Annotated in this window: 13 protein-coding genes and 8 pseudogenes; 17 read left to right on the forward strand and 4 right to left on the reverse strand. The window is 70.1% G+C overall.

The features are described 5' to 3' along the window. Positions 1–58 precede the first annotated feature (58 nt). The 3 genes and pseudogenes from hemE (at position 59) to ACRAWC_RS24360 (ending at position 2520) form a co-directional block, all read left to right on the forward strand. A pseudogene (gene hemE, locus ACRAWC_RS24350) lies at positions 59–1208 on the forward strand (uroporphyrinogen decarboxylase). Then, complete coding sequence (locus ACRAWC_RS24355) at positions 1205–2242, forward strand: protoporphyrinogen/coproporphyrinogen oxidase (RefSeq protein ID WP_431349861.1); 1038 nt, start codon at positions 1205–1207, stop codon at positions 2240–2242. The pseudogene hemE and the gene ACRAWC_RS24355 overlap by 4 nt, the downstream one beginning before the upstream one ends. Positions 2243–2283: 41 nt before the next feature. Beyond that, positions 2284–2520 carry a hypothetical protein gene (locus ACRAWC_RS24360; protein WP_431349862.1) on the forward strand — a complete coding sequence of 79 codons (237 nt, stop codon included), beginning with the start codon at positions 2284–2286 and terminating at the stop codon, positions 2518–2520. Between the two features lie 66 nt (positions 2521–2586). Here the strand turns inward: ACRAWC_RS24360 and ACRAWC_RS24365 are convergent, their stop codons facing one another. After that, on the reverse strand, positions 2587–2733 hold the full coding sequence (locus tag ACRAWC_RS24365; RefSeq protein ID WP_431349863.1) for a hypothetical protein: 147 nt from the start codon (positions 2731–2733) through the stop codon (positions 2587–2589). Between the two features lie 62 nt (positions 2734–2795). Between ACRAWC_RS24365 and ACRAWC_RS24370 the strand changes: the two genes are divergently transcribed. The 13 genes and pseudogenes from ACRAWC_RS24370 to hemL all read left to right on the forward strand — a co-directional run bounded on the left by ACRAWC_RS24370 (position 2796) and on the right by hemL (position 13031). Beyond that, complete coding sequence (locus ACRAWC_RS24370; RefSeq protein ID WP_431349864.1) at positions 2796–3176, forward strand: YtxH domain-containing protein; 381 nt, start codon at positions 2796–2798, stop codon at positions 3174–3176. Then, positions 3173–3568, forward strand: a complete 396-nt coding sequence (locus tag ACRAWC_RS24375) for a phage holin family protein (protein WP_431349865.1) — start codon at positions 3173–3175, stop codon at positions 3566–3568. The genes ACRAWC_RS24370 and ACRAWC_RS24375 overlap by 4 nt, the downstream gene beginning before the upstream one ends. Further along, positions 3565–3780, forward strand: a complete 216-nt coding sequence (locus tag ACRAWC_RS24380) for a DUF3618 domain-containing protein (RefSeq protein ID WP_431246217.1) — start codon at positions 3565–3567, stop codon at positions 3778–3780. The genes ACRAWC_RS24375 and ACRAWC_RS24380 overlap by 4 nt, the downstream gene beginning before the upstream one ends. A gap of 49 nt (positions 3781–3829) precedes the next feature. After that, a pseudogene (gene hemQ, locus ACRAWC_RS24385) lies at positions 3830–4562 on the forward strand (hydrogen peroxide-dependent heme synthase). 146 nt (positions 4563–4708) lie between these two features. Continuing rightward, positions 4709–5548 (forward strand): annotated as a pseudogene (locus ACRAWC_RS24390) (ferrochelatase); the annotation flags it as partial. Between the two features lie 207 nt (positions 5549–5755). Continuing rightward, positions 5756–6741, forward strand: a pseudogene (gene hemC / locus ACRAWC_RS24395) (hydroxymethylbilane synthase). After that, positions 6738–7547: pseudogene (locus tag ACRAWC_RS24400) on the forward strand (uroporphyrinogen-III synthase). The pseudogenes hemC and ACRAWC_RS24400 overlap by 4 nt, the downstream one beginning before the upstream one ends. A 409-nt stretch (positions 7548–7956) precedes the next feature. Continuing rightward, positions 7957–8103, forward strand: coding sequence for a hypothetical protein (locus ACRAWC_RS24405; RefSeq protein WP_431349866.1), 147 nt, complete (start codon positions 7957–7959; stop codon positions 8101–8103). Between the two features lie 267 nt (positions 8104–8370). Next, entirely contained in the window at positions 8371–8769 is a 399-nt protein-coding gene (locus ACRAWC_RS24410) for a hypothetical protein (protein ID WP_431219693.1), read from the forward strand. A 316-nt stretch (positions 8770–9085) separates the two neighbouring features. Then, on the forward strand, positions 9086–10000 hold the full coding sequence (locus ACRAWC_RS24415; RefSeq protein WP_431349867.1) for a hypothetical protein: 915 nt from the start codon (positions 9086–9088) through the stop codon (positions 9998–10000). Positions 10001–10007: 7 nt separating this feature from the next. Further along, on the forward strand, positions 10008–10745 hold the full coding sequence (locus ACRAWC_RS24420; protein WP_431349868.1) for a hypothetical protein: 738 nt from the start codon (positions 10008–10010) through the stop codon (positions 10743–10745). A 62-nt stretch (positions 10746–10807) separates the two neighbouring features. After that, a pseudogene (gene hemB / locus ACRAWC_RS24425) lies at positions 10808–11731 on the forward strand (porphobilinogen synthase). Next, a pseudogene (gene hemL, locus ACRAWC_RS24430) lies at positions 11719–13031 on the forward strand (glutamate-1-semialdehyde 2,1-aminomutase). Before hemB ends, hemL begins: the two co-directional pseudogenes overlap by 13 nt. Positions 13032–13161: 130 nt before the next feature. Here hemL and ACRAWC_RS24435 read toward each other — a convergent pair. After that, entirely contained in the window at positions 13162–13413 is a 252-nt protein-coding gene (locus ACRAWC_RS24435; protein WP_431349869.1) for a hypothetical protein, read from the reverse strand. Positions 13414–13545: 132 nt separating this feature from the next. On the opposite strand from ACRAWC_RS24435, the gene ACRAWC_RS24440 reads away from it, so the two are divergent. Next, positions 13546–14523, forward strand: coding sequence for an IS481 family transposase (locus ACRAWC_RS24440; RefSeq protein WP_431349870.1), 978 nt, complete (start codon positions 13546–13548; stop codon positions 14521–14523). Between the two features lie 10 nt (positions 14524–14533). Here the strand turns inward: ACRAWC_RS24440 and ACRAWC_RS24445 are convergent, their stop codons facing one another. Both ACRAWC_RS24445 and ACRAWC_RS24450 read right to left on the reverse strand, forming a co-directional pair. After that, on the reverse strand, positions 14534–15808 hold the full coding sequence (locus ACRAWC_RS24445) for a sugar ABC transporter permease (protein ID WP_431219698.1): 1275 nt from the start codon (positions 15806–15808) through the stop codon (positions 14534–14536). Next, positions 15805–16634 (reverse strand): annotated as a pseudogene (locus ACRAWC_RS24450) (ATP-binding cassette domain-containing protein). The gene ACRAWC_RS24445 and the pseudogene ACRAWC_RS24450 overlap by 4 nt, the downstream one beginning before the upstream one ends. Positions 16635–16658 lie beyond the last annotated feature (24 nt).

Genomic DNA, 16658 nt, shown 5'->3' on the forward strand with positions numbered 1-16658 from the left:
CGCTCAGCCCGCTGTCAGCCCAGCCGCTTGTCAGGCGGCGCCCTGGCAGAATCGTGGGGTGACCACCCTCGCACCCGAGCATCCCCTCGCCTCCGGGCGTACCTCCTCCAGCCCGCTCGTCCGGGCCTACCAGGGGGAGCGCCGCGAACTCGTCCCCGTCCGGTTCATGCGCCAGGCCGGCCGGTCGCTCCCGGAGTACCGCGAGCTCCGTGTGGGAACTCGCATGCTGGATGCGTGCCTCGACCCCGCGATGGCCAGCGAGATCACGCTGCAGCCCGTCCGCAGGCACGGTGTGGATGCCGGCATCTTCTTCAGCGACATCGTCGTGCCGCTCAAGCTGGCCGGTGTGGATGTCGAGATCGTTCCCGGCAAGGGGCCCGTCTTCGCGCAGCCGGTGCGCACCGCCGCCGACGTCGACCGCCTCACCGCGATGGACCCCGCCTCGCTGGGCGACGACGTGTTCGCGCCCATCCAGGAGGCGGTCCGGCTGACGATCGCCGAGCTGGACCGGACGCCGCTGATCGGCTTCGCCGGTGCGCCGTTCACGCTCGCCGCGGTACCTGGTCGAGGGCGGTCCGTCGAAGGACCACATCCGCGCCCGCACGCTGATGCACGCCGATCCGGAGGCGTGGTCGCGCCTCATGGCGTGGACGGCCGACATCTCCGGGGCCTTCCTGCGCGCGCAGGTGCTCGCCGGGGCCAGCGCCGCGCAGCTGTTCGACTCGTGGGCGGGCTCGCTCTCGCTGCATGACTACGCGGCCCACGTCGCGCCCGCCTCCGCCCGTGCGCTCTCGCACGTCCGTGACCTCGACTACGGTCTGCAGGACGAGACCCCCGCCGACGCCCCCGAGCCGGCCATCCACGACCGCGTGCGCAACGTGCCTCTCGTTCACTTCGGCGTCGGGACCGGCGAGCTCCTCAAGGCGATGCACGAGGTGGGCGCGGACGCGGTCGGCGTCGACTACCGCATCCCCCTCGACGAGGCCAGCCGCCGCCTCGGGCATGTGGTGCCGGTGCAGGGCAACGTCGACCCGGCGATGCTGGATGCCCCGTGGCCGGTGCTCGAGGCGCACGTCCGCGACGTGCTCGACCGCGGCCGCGAGGCGCCGGCGCACGTGCTCAACCTCGGGCACGGCGTGCCGCCGGAGACCGACCCCACCGTGCTGACCCGCGTGGTCGAGCTGGTGCACGGGTGGCGTCCCGAATGAGCGACGAGCCGATCCTCCCCGGTGACGGTCCCGACCCGGTCGACGATCTGGGCGAGGAGATCCGGCACGTCGTCGAAGCGCCTCCGACGCGGGTCGTCGTCATCGGAGGCAGGATGTCCGGGCTGGTCGTCGCGCGGGAGTGCGCACGGCCCGGCTTCGAGGTCACGCTGCTGGACGCATCCTCGCGGGTGGGCGGCAGCGTCGCACCGCTCGAACTGAGCGGGATGACGCTCGATGCCGGCGCGGAGAGCTTCGCGACCCGCGGCGGCCACGTCGCCGAACTGCTGCACGATCTCGGCCTCGACGACGACGTCGTGGAGCCGAATCCGTCCGGCGCGTGGGTCCGTCACGGCTCGCGTTCGGTGCCGCTGCCCAAGGCCGGGCTGCTCGGCATCCCGAGCTCTCCGCTGGCGAAGGATGTCGTCGCCGCGATTGGCGCGCGCGGTGCGTTCCGCGCGTACCTGGACCGCCTCATCCCGGTGCTCAAGATCGGCCAGGAGCGGAGTCTCGGCACGCTCGTCCGCAAGCGGATGGGCCGGGCGGTGCTCGACCTCCTGGTCGCCCCGGTCGCGACCGGCGTGTACTCGGCCTCGCCCGATGATCTCGACGTCGAGGTGGTGGCGCCCGGACTCAACGCGGCGCTGACGCGGCTGGGTTCGCTGTCCGGCGCGGTCGGCGAGTTGCGGTCGGCGTCGAAGGCGGGCAGTGCCGTTGGCGGGATCCGCGGTGGGATGTGGCGGCTGCCCCGGTCGCTCGCCGCAGACATCGAGGCGCGCGGGGGCGTGGTGCGGACGGATGCTCCGGTCACCGCGATCGAGCCCTGGACGCCCTCCGAGGACGCCGATCTCGAGCAGCGTCCGGGCCGCTGGATGGTGCGCCTGGCCGACGGCGAGGAACTCGTGGCGGACGCGGTCGCGCTGACCTCGCCGGCAGATGCCTCCTCGACCTGCTTGCAACGCTGGACGCACCCCTGGCCGCCCTGCGCGACCTGGACTGGCCGCCCGCCTCCAGCGTCGAGCTGGTCACACTGCTGATCGACGACGACCGGCTCGCCTCGACCCCCGTCGGCACCGGCGTGCTCGTCGCCGATGTGCCCGGCGCCGACGTGCGCGCCAAGGCGATGACCCACTCCAGCGCCAAGTGGGCGTGGGTCGCCGAGGCGGCGGGAGCCGGCCGTCACGTCGTCCGGCTGTCCTACGGCCGCGCCGGGCGGCCGGCCGAGACGATCGCCCTCGGCGACGCCGAGCTGCGCGCCCAGGCGGTGGCGACGTGTCGCGGCTCCTCAATATTCCGCTCGCGGAATCCGCCGTGACCGCTTTCGCCCGCACCCCCTGGACGAACGCCCTGCCGTATGCGACAGTGGGGCAGCGGGAGCGCATCACAGCGGGTCCGCACCGAGGTCGACGGTGTCGAGGGTCTCGAGGTCACCGGGTCCTGGCTGACCGGAACAGGCCTCGCCTCCGTCATCCCGGATGCCCGCCGCACGGCGCGAGCGCGTGCGCGGGCTGCGGTGGAGGGCTCTCACGGAAGCACTCCACGCGGACGCCGGGGATCCACCTCAGACGGACTGACCGATAAGGAGACGGAATGCGCGGCAAGATCCTCTTCGTCACCGGGGCGGCGGTGGGCTACGTGCTCGGCGCCCGCGCGGGGCGCCAGCGGTACGAGCAGATCAAGGCCGCGGCCGCGAAGGTGTGGGAGTCGCCGGCCGTGCAGAAGCAGGTGCACTCCGCGCAGGACTTCGTCTCCGAGAAGGTGGGCGAGTTCCCCGAGACCGTCTACATCACGATCAAGAGGCTCGTCGTGCAGGCGAACGACCGGCGGCGCGAGGCCGCGCGCACCGTATCCGTCGCCCGCCGCGGAGGCCGCGATCGCCGCCGGAAACGGACGCAACAACCCGGCCTCCTGACAGGGGTACTGTACGGAAGCGACGAGGGGAGACGCGATGACAGACCGGGAGCAGGTTGAAGGCGCACGGGCGAAGTCCCTCGCGCAAGCTGGTCACCGACCTGCCGAAGCTGATCGTCGGGCTGTTCACGGCGGAGTTGAACCACCTCAAGGCGGAGCTCGCCGAGGAGGCGAAGCATGCCGGTGTCGGCATGGGGCTCCTAGCGGCCGCCGCGCTGCTGCTGTTCTACGGGCTCGGCGCGCTGATCGCGGCCGCCATCCTCGGGATCGCCGTCGCGCTCCCCGCCTGGGCGGCCGCGCTGATCGTGTTCGGCGCTCTCGTCGTCATCGCCGTGGTGCTGGCGCTCATCGGCGTCCGCTCCTTCAAGAAGATGGATGGCGTGGCACCGTCGCAGACCATCGACTCCATCAAGCAGGACACCGACGCGCTGAAGGGACTGGGCGACGTATGACAACTGACCGCAGCGACGTCGACCGGGCGCGGGCCGAGCTGGCCGCGACCGTGGAGGCGATCGAGTACAAGCTGAACGTGCCCAAGCGCGCCTCGGAGCGCATCGACCGCCTCCGCAAGGAGAACCCGACCGCCCTCGTCGCCATCGTCGCCGGTGCCGCCGTCGCCCTGGCGGGTGCGGTGTGGGGCATCGTCAGCCTGATCCGAAGGTGAGCGGCGGTCCTGTTTTGGCCTTCCCAGCTTTCAGAGGGAGACTGTGGGTATGAGTACCCCGGCTGCCGCTCCGGCAGAGTCGTCCGCCCCCGAAACCCCCAGCGACAACCCGACCGGCTTCACCCTCTGGGCTGTGCTGCGCCGCGACCCCGCCCGCCCCGACGATCTCGACGGCACGGATGTGCCGAAGGCCGTCGAAGAGCTCGAAGGCGTGATCGCCGACATCGAACTCCAGGGTGTGACCACCCGCGGCCTCTACGACGTCTCCGGCCTGCGCGCCGACGCCGACATCATGATCTGGCTGCACGGCCCCGAGGCCGAGGCTCTGCAGTGGGGCCTTCGCCAGCTGCGCCGCACCCGCCTGTTCAAGGCGCTGCTGCCGACGTGGAATGCGATGGCCGTCCACCGTGACGCCGAGTTCAACAAGGCGCACGTCCCCGGCTTCCTGCGCGGCATCGCTCCCAAGGGCTGGCTCACCGTCTACCCGTTCGTCCGCAGCTACGAGTGGTACCTGCTGCCCGACGAGGAGCGGTCCAAGATGCTCGCGGACCACGGCCGCAAGGGCGCCGCGTTCCGCTCGGTCATCGCCAACACCGTCGCATCGTTCGCGCTCGGCGACTACGAGTGGATCCTGCCGATGGAGGCCGACGAGCTGACCGATCTCGTCGACATGATGCGCGAGCTCCGCTACACCGGAGGCGCGCCGCCACGTGCGCGAAGAGGTGCCGTTCTTCACCGGCCGCCGCATCGAGCCGGCCGAGGTCGTGGAGGTCCTGCAGTGACCGAGGCGCAGACCGCCCAGCGGGTCCTGGGCGCCACCCCCGCCGCCGCCTCCGGTCCCGAACACGTGACCGAGCCGGTCGCGTACGATGCGATCCTGCTCGCCGGCTTCGGCGGTCCCGAGGGGCAGGACGACGTCATCCCGTTCCTCCGCAACGTGACGCGCGGCCGCGGCATCCCGGAGGAGCGCCTGGAGGAGGTGGCGCACCACTACCGCCACTTCGGAGGTGTCAGCCCCATCAACGACCAGAACCGCGAGCTCAAGGCCGCGCTGGAGGCGGGCTCGCTTCGCGCGGCATCGACCTGCCGGTGCTGTGGGGCAACCGCAACTGGGACCCGTACCTCGCCGACGCGCTCCGTGAGGCAGGACGAGCGCGGCTTCACCAAGTTGATCGCGATCGCCACGAGCGCCTACTCGTCGTACTCGAGCTGCCGCCAGTACCGCGAGGATTACGCCGCCGCCCTCGAGTCGACCGGTCTGCTCGGCCGCATCGAGATCGACAAAGTGCGCCAGTTCTTCGACCACCCCGGCTTCGTCGAGCCGTTCATCGAAGGCGTCCGCACCGCCGTCGACGAGCTGCAGCAGAAGCTGCCGGGCCTCGACCCGGCGAAGGAGGTGCGCATCCTCTTCTCGACGCACTCCATCCCGGTCGAGCGACGCGGCGAAGTCCGGTCCCGCCGAGCGCGGTTTCGGCGAGGGCGGCGCGTACGCCGCGCAGCACCTCGCCGTGGCCGAGGTCGTCTCGCACGCGGCGACCGGGGAACCGTCGAGTGGGATCTCGTCTATCAGTCGCGTTCCGGGCCGCCCTCGATGCCCTGGCTCGAGCCCGACATCAACGACCGGATCGCCGAACTCCCGGCGCTCGGTGTCAAGGCCGTCGTCATCGTGCCGCTCGGCTTCATGAGCGACCACATGGAGGTGCTCTGGGACCTCGACAACGAGGCCATGGAGACCAGCGACGAGCACGGCCTGGTCGCCGTCCGCGTCCCGACCCCCGGCACTCACGCGACCTTCGTGAAGGGCCTCGTCGACCTGGTGCTGGAGCGCCGCGACGGCGTGCCCCTCGACCAGCGCCCCGCGGTCACCTCGCTCCGGGCCCTGGTACGACGTCTGCCGTCCGGGATGCTGCGAGAACGTCCGTCTCGGGTTCAAGCCGGCTGCGGCGGGTCTGGCGCCGTGACCGGATCCGTGACGATGGTCGACTCCGCCGCGCCTCGCCGCGACGGGGTGCTCCGCGTCGGCACCCGCGGCAGTGCGCTGGCCGTCGCGCAGACGACCGCGATCGCCGAGTCCATGGCTCGCGCGACCGGCGCCGACGTCGAACTCGTCACGGTCACCACCCACGGCGACGTCTCGCGCGAGTCGCTCGCCCAGCTCGGCGGCACGGGCGTCTTCGCCACCGCCCTGCGGGATGCGCTCCTCGCCGGCGAGGTCGACCTCGTCGTCCACTCGCTCAAAGACCTGCCGACCGCTCCGGCGCCCGGCCTCGTCATCGGCGCCATCCCGAAGCGGGCGGATGCGCGTGACACGCTCTGCGCGCGCGGCGGCCTGACGCTGGAGACGCTCCCCGAGGGCGCCCGCGTGGGCACCGGCTCCCCGCGCCGGGTCGCGCAGCTGAAGGCGCAGCGCCCCGACCTCGACATCGTCGACCTCCGCGGCAACGTCGACACCCGCCTCGGCAAGGTGGCGTCTGGCGACCTGGATGCCGTGGTGCTGGCCGCCGCCGGCCTCACGCGCCTCGGCCGCCTCGATGCCGTGACCGATTTCTTCCCGCTCTCGCTGATGCCGACCGCACCGGGCCGGGGCGCTCGCTCGCCCTCGAGGCGCGCGCCGGCGACGAGAAGGGCCGCGGCCCCGTCGCCCGGGCCCTCTCCGCCGTCGACCACGTGACGACGCACGCGTCGGCCGCCGCGGAGCGGATCGTGCTGGCCGGACTCGAGGCGGGATGCGCCGCGCCGATCGGTGCGACCGCCCTCGTCGACGACGGGCTGCTGTTCCTCACGGCGACGGTGTGCCGGCCCGACGGGTCCGAGTCCCTCACCGCATCCCACGCCGCGACCCCCGATTCGCTCAGCGCCGCCCACCTCGACGAGGCGGCGCGCGATGTCGGCGCCCGCGTGGTGGCCGAACTGCTGGCGGCGGGCGCGGCCGACCTGGCGCCGCTCGGGAGCACCCGATGACCACCACCGCGCCGATTCCGAAACCGCTCGCCGGCTGGCGAGTGCTGCTGGTGCCGCGCGGCGGTCCGTGGGGCGACTCGGTCGCGGCCGACCTCCGCTCCAAGGGCGCGTCGCCCGTGGTGGCCGCGATGATCAACTTCGCCCCGACGGCCGACGCCCCGGCCCTCGAGGCCGCCCTGACGCGGCTCGCGAACGGCGAGTTCGACTGGATGACCGTCACCAGCGCCACCACGGTGGATGTGCTGAGTGCCCAGCGCGCCGTCGTCCCGCCGTCGACGCCGGGTCGCCGCCGTGGGCGAGACGACCGCCGCGGCGCTGGCCGCCGCCGGCTACCGCGTCGACCTGGTTCCCTCGGAGGACAACTCCGCCCGCGGCCTCCTCGCCGAGTGGGAGGCCGCCACGCAGGGCGCCTTCCGCTGCGCATCCTGACCCTCCGTTCCGAGATCGCCAAGCCGCTGCTCACCGAGGGTCTGCGTCGCATCGGGCACGATGTCGAGTCGGTCGTCGCCTACCGCACCGTCGGTGTGCCGGTCCCCGAGAACGTCGTCAGCGACGTGCGCGACGGACTCGTGCAGGCCATCCTCGTCACCAGCGGTTCGGTGGCGGAGCAGGTGCAGGAGCAGCTGGGCCCGGTGCCCGAGTCGACCCTGATCGCGGCGATCGGCCCGCAGACGGCACGGGATGCGCGTGCGTTCGGCCTGCGCGTGGACGTGATCGCCGCCGAGCGCACCGCCGCGTCCCTCATCGACGCGGTGGTGCAGGTCGCGCTCGCGCGCGCAGGCGACGACCGCGACGACGACTACTGAGGGTGACCGACGGAGTCCCGCTAGGGTGCGGGGTCCGTCGGGTGCGCCAGGTTTGCGTCACGATCGGTAGAACGTCGCGTCTGACAGAGTGACGGGCGTCGCCCGTGCGGTCATGATCGGGTGTGGTCCGACCGCTCGGTTCAGGAGATGGAGCAGAGATGCGGGCGGTGCGGGTAGCAAGCGCGGTCCTGGCGGCCATCGTCCTGGTCACGGGTCTGGCGGCCTGCTCGTTGATTGGAGATCGCCTCATGACGCCAGACCCTCCGGTCAAGGAATTGCAGCGGAGTCCGCGATCGTCTACCGGGATGAGTGGCAACCGAACGTGGAGAAGGTTCGGTTCACCCGGGATGGCAACCGGCCAGGGCTTGGTGTTCCTTGGTGCGTGAACGCTGTGGCCACGGTGGCGGGCGTGGACTACCTGGTGATCATCGGGCCGGATAGCGGAGGCGTGTCGTACGTGGGTAGCACCGGTGTGCCGCCTGAAGCGCCGACGCCTTTCGCGCGTGTTCCGTTGACCGTGATCTATAGCGATGGAACGTCCGAGGTGATCGAGTGACTACCGACGAGCGCATTCGGGGCTCGCAGATGCAGATTACCGGCGAACCGCTTGTGCTCAGGTCTCCGACCGCGGCAACGCTCCCGACGGCTCGCCTGCCGACGCTGATCTGCAGCGACGGAGTGTCTGAAGCTAGCGAATGAACGAAGGTGGATCCCGCAGTCGTCATGATCTGTAGAACCGCCCGTCTATCAAGGTGACGGGCTTGATTCCGTCCGGTCCGGGTTGCGCAGTAGCTCGACCGATTCATGCAAAGGACGGGCTGACATGCGCCGAGTACGGATAGCGACTGCTCTGCTGCTGAGCGCCTGCCTGATTGCGGGTCTGACGGCCTGCTCGTTGATTGGAGATCGCCTCATGACGCCAGACCCTCCGGTGAAGGAATTGCAGCGGGAGTCCGCGATCGTCTTCCGGGACAAGTTTCAACCGAATGTCGAGAAGATCCGGTTCACTCGGGATGGCGGCAGACCGGGGCTCGGCGCGTCGTGGAGCGTCAACGCCATCGCAACAGTCGGCGGCTCTGACTATTACGTGATCATAGGGCCGGATGGCAGAAGCGTGTCGTACGTGGGCGGAACCGGTATGCCGCCTGACGCACCGACGCCTTTCGCGCGAGTTGCATTGACCGTGATCTATAGCGACGGGACCTCGGAGCTGATCGAGTGACGACCCCCGAGGAGTACATGGATCTGGCCGATGAGGCTTACAAGGTGGATCGCTTGTGGCAGGACCCCCCGACTGTGAAGGACTCCTTCATCAGGGTCTACACTGCAGCTGGTGAGCGGGTGTATCGGGTGCCTCGATACCGAGGACAATCCGGTCAATGGCTTCCAGGCGATGGCTGTCGCGCCGGTCGTGCACAGGTGTCGTCGACGAAGACCACATCGTCATCGCGTATGCAGGCACCAATCCGGATCATCGCGCTGACCTCATGGAAGACGTCGAGACCGTGGTCGGCGGGCAGCAGGGCGTGGGCTCGCAGGTGCTCGACGCCCTCTTCTTCGCGGAACGTGTGCGCGTAAAGCATCAGGGGTCGTCGATCACCACCGCGGGCCATTCGCTGGGCGGGCTTCTCGCGCTCCTGGTCGCAGGGGAGAACGACTGGGATTCCACGACCTTCAATGCACCGGACCCGTACGACCATCTGTCCCCGCAGGCCCGGAACCGGATCGCGGCCGACGCGAAGGCCGGGCGCAGCCGGCTGCACAACTACGTCAACGTCTGGGACGTGGTCGGCAACATCTTCGGGAACAGGACGGGTGCCGCCATCTACGTCGGCGATCGGCCGGGCCGCCCCACCCTCGAATATCACAACCTCGGGAAGAACGGGGCGTTCACGCCCAACCCCGATGGCTCGATCGAGGGCGCCGGCGTGAAGGGCCACAGCCTCGAGGACATCATCGCCAACGTTGTGGACGAAGTCATTCCGGGAGCCTCCGCAGCCCTTCCTCTCGGCATCTCGATGCTCGCGGGGATCGCGCGTAGTCCGGCGGCCATGCGGTCGCTGGCCAAGAATGCAGCTGGTGCATTGGTCGCGGTGAACACGGCGTCCGCCCTGGGTCTCGCGGCCAGTATCGGCAACACCGGGCTCGCCCTGGCTCAGATCAAGCTGGCCAATGGCCGGATCGTCCCCCGGATGGAGGAGGGACTGGTGGCCGCGAAGAACGCTGCGACGGCCTTGCCCTATGTCACTGCGTACGACATCGAGAGCTGTGTCGAGGGCAACCGTCTGCGCGTCGACCTGAACGTCGACGAACATGCTGTCCGTGAGGTCGACCGGCTCGTCGACCACCACGCTCGACCGCGTCGGGCAGCTCGGGAGGGCATCACCCGGTCCGTGCTCCACACTGTCGAGCAGGATGCGCGGTGGGCCCTCTCCTTCGGTCTCGCGGGATAGGGGTCTCATGTCCGGTAACGGTGTAATCGACCTGGCGACCTTCGTGGAGGAGCTCTTCGACGGGCTCGACCGCGAGGTGCGGGCGGGCGTGGAAGAGGTCCAGGACTGGATCGAAGAACAGGTTCACGGGGCGACGGTCGGGCTCCTGAACAGCGTGATGCCGCCGCTGGTCCAGGCGGGCTATGCCGCCGTGAAGCTCAGCGAGTCCGCGATCGTGGCCTCGGCCGCCGCAGGCATCGGCTTCACCCTCGGGACCGCCGACGTCAGCAACGCGGTCCTCGCCGGTGCCGTCGCCGACACGGTCAAGCGCGGTATCGGCGAACTGCGGGCGCAGAGCGACTACGCGAAGGAGGGTGAACAGCATACGATGACGACCCACCGATCGCTGTACGAGCTGGAGGACGACCAGGAGCAGCAGCGCAGGACGGCGCGGCAGCGGATCGAGCGAGCCGAGGAGTACATCGGCCACTACCGATCCCGAGTCGAGCAGGTGCGCGAGACGTTCTACCACTTCAGCGCGTACCACGGAGTGGCGGATGATCCTGGATTCCGGGAGGCACTCCGGCGCACAGCCGACGTCGCCGACGAGAACGTCAGGCACGCCGGCCGCCGGGTCGGCGAGCTGGAAGAAGAGTACGACGAGCTGCTGCGCGAGCAGCTCCGGGAGCGCGAACTCTTCCTCGCCCAGCAGCGGGGACGACTGACCCGCGCTCGGAGGACCCTCAGCGATCCGGGCGTAGGCTGACGTGAGTGGAGTGAACTGCGATCCCGTCATCCGCCCTCCGACGGCTGCGGCAGACCCCGGCGATGCGCCGGCTGGTCGCTCGAGACCCGCCCACCCTCCGAGCTGATCCTCCCGCTGTTCGTGCGCGAGGGCGCGACCGAGCCCGTCCCGATCGGCTCGATGCCCGGCGTCTCCCAGCACAGCCTCGACTCGCTGAAGCGGGTCGCGAACGAAGCGGCGGAGGCCGGCGTCGGCGGACTGATGCTGTTCGGCGTGCCGGAGACCCGGGACGCATGGGCTCCGCCGCGACCGACCCCGACGGCATCCTGAACGTCGCCACGCGCGTCCTCGCCGACGAGGTGGGCGACGCGCTGGTCGTGCAGACCGACCTGTGCCTCGACGAGTTCACCGACCACGGCCACTGCGGCGTGCTGGATGCGCGGGGGCACGTCGACAACGATGCCACGCTGCTCCGCTACCGCGACATGGCCGTGGCGCAGGCCGAGGCCGGCTCCCAGCTGCTGGGCCTCAGCGGCATGATGGACGGCCAGGTCGCCGCCGTGCGCGAGGCGCTCGACGACGCGGGCCACACGGACGTCGTGGTCCTCGCCTACGCGGCGAAGTACGCGTCCGGCTTCTACGGCCCCTTCCGCGAGGCCGTCGACTCCCAGCTCTCCGGCGACCGCCGCGCCATACCAGCAGGACCCGGCGAACCGCCGTGAGGGCCTCCGCGAGGCGCGCCTCGACCTGGAGGAGGGCGCCGACATCCTGATGGTCAAGCCGGCGCTCAGCTACCTGGATGTGCTCGGCGACGTCGCGGCGATCAGCGACGTGCCCGTGGAGCGTACCAGGTGTCGGGCGAGTACGCGATGGTGGAGGCGGCCGCCGCGAACGGCTGGATCGACCGCAACCGCATCATCGAGGAGACCCTGGTCGGCGCCAAGCGCGCCGGCGCGGACGCGATCATGACCTACTGGGCGACCGAGGTGGCGGGGTGGCTGCGATGAACGACATCAATCTGGAGCAGTTCGAGCGCGCCCAGCGCGTCATTCCGGGCGGCGTCAACTCGCCCGTGCGCGCCTACGGCTCCGTGGGCGGCACGCCGCGGTTCCTCGTCTCGGCCCGCGGTCCGTACGTGACCGACGCGGAGGGCCGCGAGTACGTCGACCTGGTCGCGTCGTGGGGTCCGGCCATCCTGGGCCACGCCCATCCCGCCGTCGTGGAGGCGGTGCAGCAGGCCGCCGCGCGCGGACTGTCGTTCGGCGCGTCCACTCCCGCCGAGACCGTGCTGGCCGAGACCGTGATCGGGCGCGTGCCGTTCATCGAGAAGCTCCGCCTGGTGTCCACGGGCACCGAGGCGACGATGAGCGCGATCCGCCTGGCGCGCGGGTTCACCGGACGCCCGCTGCTCATCAAGTTCGCCGGCCACTACCATGGGCACTCCGACAGCCTCCTCGCCGAGGCCGGATCGGGGCTCGCGACACTCGCGCTGCCCGGTTCCGCCGGGTCACCGAGGCGACGGCCGCCCAGACCATCGTGCTGCCGTACAACGACCTGGATGCGGTGCGCGCGGTCTTCGAGGCGCAGGGCCCCGACATCGCCGCCGTCATCACCGAGGCGGCCGCTGCCAACATGGGCGTGGTCCCACCGGATGAGGGCTTCAACGCCGCCCTCGCGGACCTGGCGCACGAGTTCGGTGCCCTGCTCATCCTCGACGAGGTGCTCACCGGCTTCCGCGTCAGCGACGCGGGCTTCTGGGGACTCGACCGCGGCTACACGCCCGACCTGGTCACCTTCGGCAAGGTCATCGGCGGCGGGATGCCGCTGGCGGCCCTCGGCGGACGCGCGGAGCTGATGGACTTCCTGGCTCCGGCCGGCCCGGTCTACCAGGCGGGCACGCTCTCCGGGAACCCGGTCGCCGTCGCGGCGGGTCTGGCGACGCTGGCGAACGCCGACGAGGCCGTCTACGACCGGCTCGACGTCGTCGCCGCGACGATCTCGAATGGCGTCTCCGACGCACTGACCGATGCCGGGGTGGCGCACCGGGTTCAGCGCGCGGGCAACCTGTTCAGCTTCGTCTTCGGCGCGTACGACCGCGCGCCCCGCACGTACGCCGAGGTGCAGCGGCAGGAGGCGTTCCGCTACCGGGCGTTCTTCCACGCGATGCTCGACCAGGGTGTCTCGCTGCCGCCCAGCGTGTTCGAGGCCTGGTTCGTCACCGCCGCGCACGACGACGCCGCGGTGACGCGCATCCTGGACGCGATCCCCGCCGCCGCCCGGGCGGCGGCCGCCGCCACCACCCGCTGACCCCGCTCGCCCGCGCCGGGTCGCGCCCGTCCGCCGATCCCGCCTCCCGCCGAGTGGCGACATCATGTCGCCACTCGGCCCGAATTCGAGCATCTTCTCACCACTCGGGTGGGCGCGGCGCCCCGCCGCGTCACGCGTCAGGCGCGGCCGGCTCCCGCGACAGCGACTCCACATACGTGTACGTCGCGGAGGCCGGCCACCCGTCGGCGTCGAGCAGCGCGTAGACGTCGAAGTTCAGCGTCCCCCCACCCCCGGCGGCGCGGCGCAGGGTGCGCGGCGGCGCGTCGGACGACGACCGCACCGTGACCGTCTGCGGTTCCGCGCCGGATCGAGCAGGCGGGCGCGGAAGGTGGTGGTCCGGGTCATCCCACCACTCTCCCACGCCCGCCTGGCGTGCGGGACCGGGCGCTAGGTGTACTTGGTCATGACGTTGGTGACGCTTTTGGTCTTGTGGAAGGGGAGAACCTCCGGGTCTAGTGGAGCTGTCTAGTTCCCTCACTTCCCGGAGGTTCTCGTGTCCCACGGTAATGCCCGCCTGACCGTTCATGGCAGGAGCTTGCTCGTCGAACGTGTCGTCACCGATCACAGGCCGGTCGCGCACGTTGCCAAAGAACTTGGTGTTTCTCGGCAATGCGCCCATCGATGGGTTCGCCGATTCCTCGCCGAGGGTGTCGCCGGGTTGGCCGATCGGTCCTCGCGTCCGAGGTCATCCCCTCTCGAACCAGCCTGGAACGCGAGCAGGCCGTTCTTGCAGCCAGGGGAACGATTGCGGCAAGGGCCGGCGAGGATCTCGACGGTGACCGGTGTCCCAACGCGAACCGTGTCCAGGATTCTCCTGCGCCATCATGTTCCCCGCCTGTCGTGGTGTGACCCGCTGACCGGAGAGCTCATCCGGGCCTCGCGGGCAACCACAAACCGCTATGAACGCGAACGACCCGGCGAGCTGGTGCACGTCGACGTGAAGAAACTCGGTCGGATCCCCGACGGGGGCGGCTGGCGGGCAGAGGGCCAAACCACCATCAATCACCGCTCACGCCGCAGTAGAACACCGATCGGGTTCGACTACATTCACGCGGTCATCGACGATCACAGCCGGCTTGCTTACGCGGAAATCCACGACGACGAGACCGGGAAGACCGCCGCCGGTGTTCTCCTCCGAGCCGCCGAATTCTTCGCCAGCTGCGGCATCCCCAAGATCGAACGCGTCATCTCCGACAACGCGTTCGCCTACCGGCTTTCCACCGATTTCAAGACCGCCGTCGCTGCACTCGGCGCCGAACAGCGCTTCATCAAACCACACTGCCCGTGGACCAACGGAAAAGTCGAACGACTCAACCGAACCCTCGCCACCGAATGGGCATACCGACAGATCTTCACCAGCAACCAAGCACGAACCGAAGCTCTTGCACCCTGGCTCAACTACTACAACACTGAACGCATCCACACCGGCATCGGAGCAACCCCCATCAGCCGAGTGACACCAACGTCATGACCCAGTACAGCTAGGCCTGGCCGTGCGACTCTCGCGACCGCCTCGACAGCGAGTCGATGATGACCGCGAGCAGCAGCACCGCACCGGTGATCATGAAGCGGTACGACGAGTCGAGGTTGAGCAGTGTCAGGCCGTTCGAGATCGACTGGATCACCAGGATGCCGAGCAGCGCCGACCACGCCGAGCCGCGTCCGCCGAAGAGGCTGGTGCCGCCGATCACGGCTGCTGCGATCGCGTTCAGGTTGGTGTCCGTTCCGCCCGACCCCGCGCCCACCGACGCGAGGCGCGCCGCGGCTAGCAGCCCGCCGACCGCCGCGAACGTCGAGCACAGGATGAAGACGCTGATGAACACGCGGTTGACCCGGATACCTGCGCGGCGTGCCGCCTCCACCGAGCCGCCGACCGCGAATACCGAGCGCCCCCAGCGGGTGCGGGTCAGCAGGAAGTTCATCACGACCACCAGGATCACGAAGAACAGGAACATCGCCCCGGTCCCGCGGTCGGTGGACAGGTACCAGACGCTGATGCAGAGCCCGATGAGCAGCAGAACCGCCTTCACCGCCACGACGGTCATGGAGCCCTCCGACAGCCCTGCCTTGCGGCGCCGGATGTTGCGCCGGAAGTCCGAGTAGAACATCCCGGCCGCGGCGATCACCGCCAGGGCGTACGCCGCCCACGGCGGGAGGAACCATTGCTGGGCGAACTTCACGATCCACGAGTCGTAGGGGATGTTGATCGAGCTGTTCGCGCCGAGGATCCAGAGCTGGAGGCCCAGGAAGCCGAGCAGACCGGCCAGCGTGATCACGAAGCTCGGTACGCCGAACCGGGTGAACAGGAAGCCGTAGAGCAGACCGATCGCCGATCCCGCCAGGATGGCGACGATCACCGTGAGCCACAGCGGCCAGTGGAGCTGCGTGAAGCCGACCCCGAGGATGGCCGCCGCGACACCGCTGACCGAGCCGACCGACAGGTCGATCTGGCCGAGCAGCAGCACGAGGACGATGCCGATCGAGATGGTGCCGATCGCCGCGCACTGCAGCGTCAGGTTGACCAGGTTGTTCGCGCTGAGGAAGTTCGGGTTGAGGATCTGGAACACGACCCAGATCACCGCGAGGCCGATGACCACCGGCAGCGAGCCGAGGTCGCCGCCGCGCACGCGTCGCCCGAAGGCGCGCACCGCCCCGCCGAGGCCCTCCTCGCGGATGAGCCGCTCGTCCTGCAGGTCCGCGGCGAGCTCGGCCGGCGTCTCTGCCGCCGAGGACGAGGTTCGAGATGCGTTCGTCATGCTTCCGGGCTCCGTTCGGTGGATTCTTCGGCCTCCATGAGCCGCTCGGCGCGGCGCACGACCACGTTGTCCGTGGCGCCGGTGATGGCGGAGATGATCTCCTCGTAGCTGACCTCCGGCACCCGGAAGTCGCCGTTGTTGCGGCCGAGGCGGAGCACGGCCACCCGGTCGGCGACGGCCTGCACGTCGGCCATGTTGTGGCTGATCAGGATGACGCCGAGCCCGCGCTCGCGCAGTCGCTCGATCAGGTTCAGCACCTCGGCGGTCTGCGCGACGCCGAGGGCGGCGGTGGGCTCGTCGAGGATCACGACGCGCGGCTCGCCGATGAGGGAACGCGCGATCGCCACGGTCTGGCGCTGACCTCCGGACAGCGATGCGACCGCGATGCGGACGGAGGGGATGCGGGCCGAGAGCTGTCGGAGCAGGCTCCACGAGCGCTTCTCCATCTCCTCCTCGTCGAGGGTGCCCTTGCTGATCTCGCGCCCGAGGAACAGGTTCGAGACCACGTCGAGGTTGTCGCAGAGGGCCAGGTCCTGGAAGACGGTCGCGATGCCGAGCTCGCGGGAGGCGGCGGGGGAGGGGATGCTCACCTCCTGCCCGTCGAACTCGATCGTCCCGGCGTCCTGCGGGTGCACCCCGGCGAGGATCTTGACGAGGGTCGACTTGCCGGCTCCGTTGTCGCCGACCAGGGCGACCACTTCGCCCGCATAGACGTCGAGGTGGATGTCGGTGAGCGCTTGGACGGCGCCGAACCCTTCGAGACCCCGCGAAGGGAGAGGACGGGCCGGCGGGTCGACCGCTCCTCGTCCACGATGGCGGATTCCATGGTCACGGCGTTCTCCTTCGAGCT

It is taken from the genome of Leifsonia sp. L25 (genome assembly GCF_050632895.1).

Bases quoted from the DNA above. Each gene is read 5' to 3' on its own strand.
- ACRAWC_RS24355 (WP_431349861.1), top strand. From the start codon at position 1,205: ATGAGCGACGAGCCGATCCTCCCCGGTGACGGTCCCGACCCGGTCGAC.
- ACRAWC_RS24370 (WP_431349864.1), top strand. From the start codon at position 2,796: ATGCGCGGCAAGATCCTCTTCGTCACCGGGGCGGCGGTGGGCTACGTG.
- ACRAWC_RS24380 (WP_431246217.1), top strand. From the start codon at position 3,565: ATGACAACTGACCGCAGCGACGTCGACCGGGCGCGGGCCGAGCTGGCC.
- ACRAWC_RS24410 (WP_431219693.1), top strand. From the start codon at position 8,371: ATGCGCCGAGTACGGATAGCGACTGCTCTGCTGCTGAGCGCCTGCCTG.
- ACRAWC_RS24420 (WP_431349868.1), top strand. From the start codon at position 10,008: ATGTCCGGTAACGGTGTAATCGACCTGGCGACCTTCGTGGAGGAGCTC.
- ACRAWC_RS24445 (WP_431219698.1), bottom strand. From the start codon at position 15,808: ATGACGAACGCATCTCGAACCTCGTCCTCGGCGGCAGAGACGCCGGCC.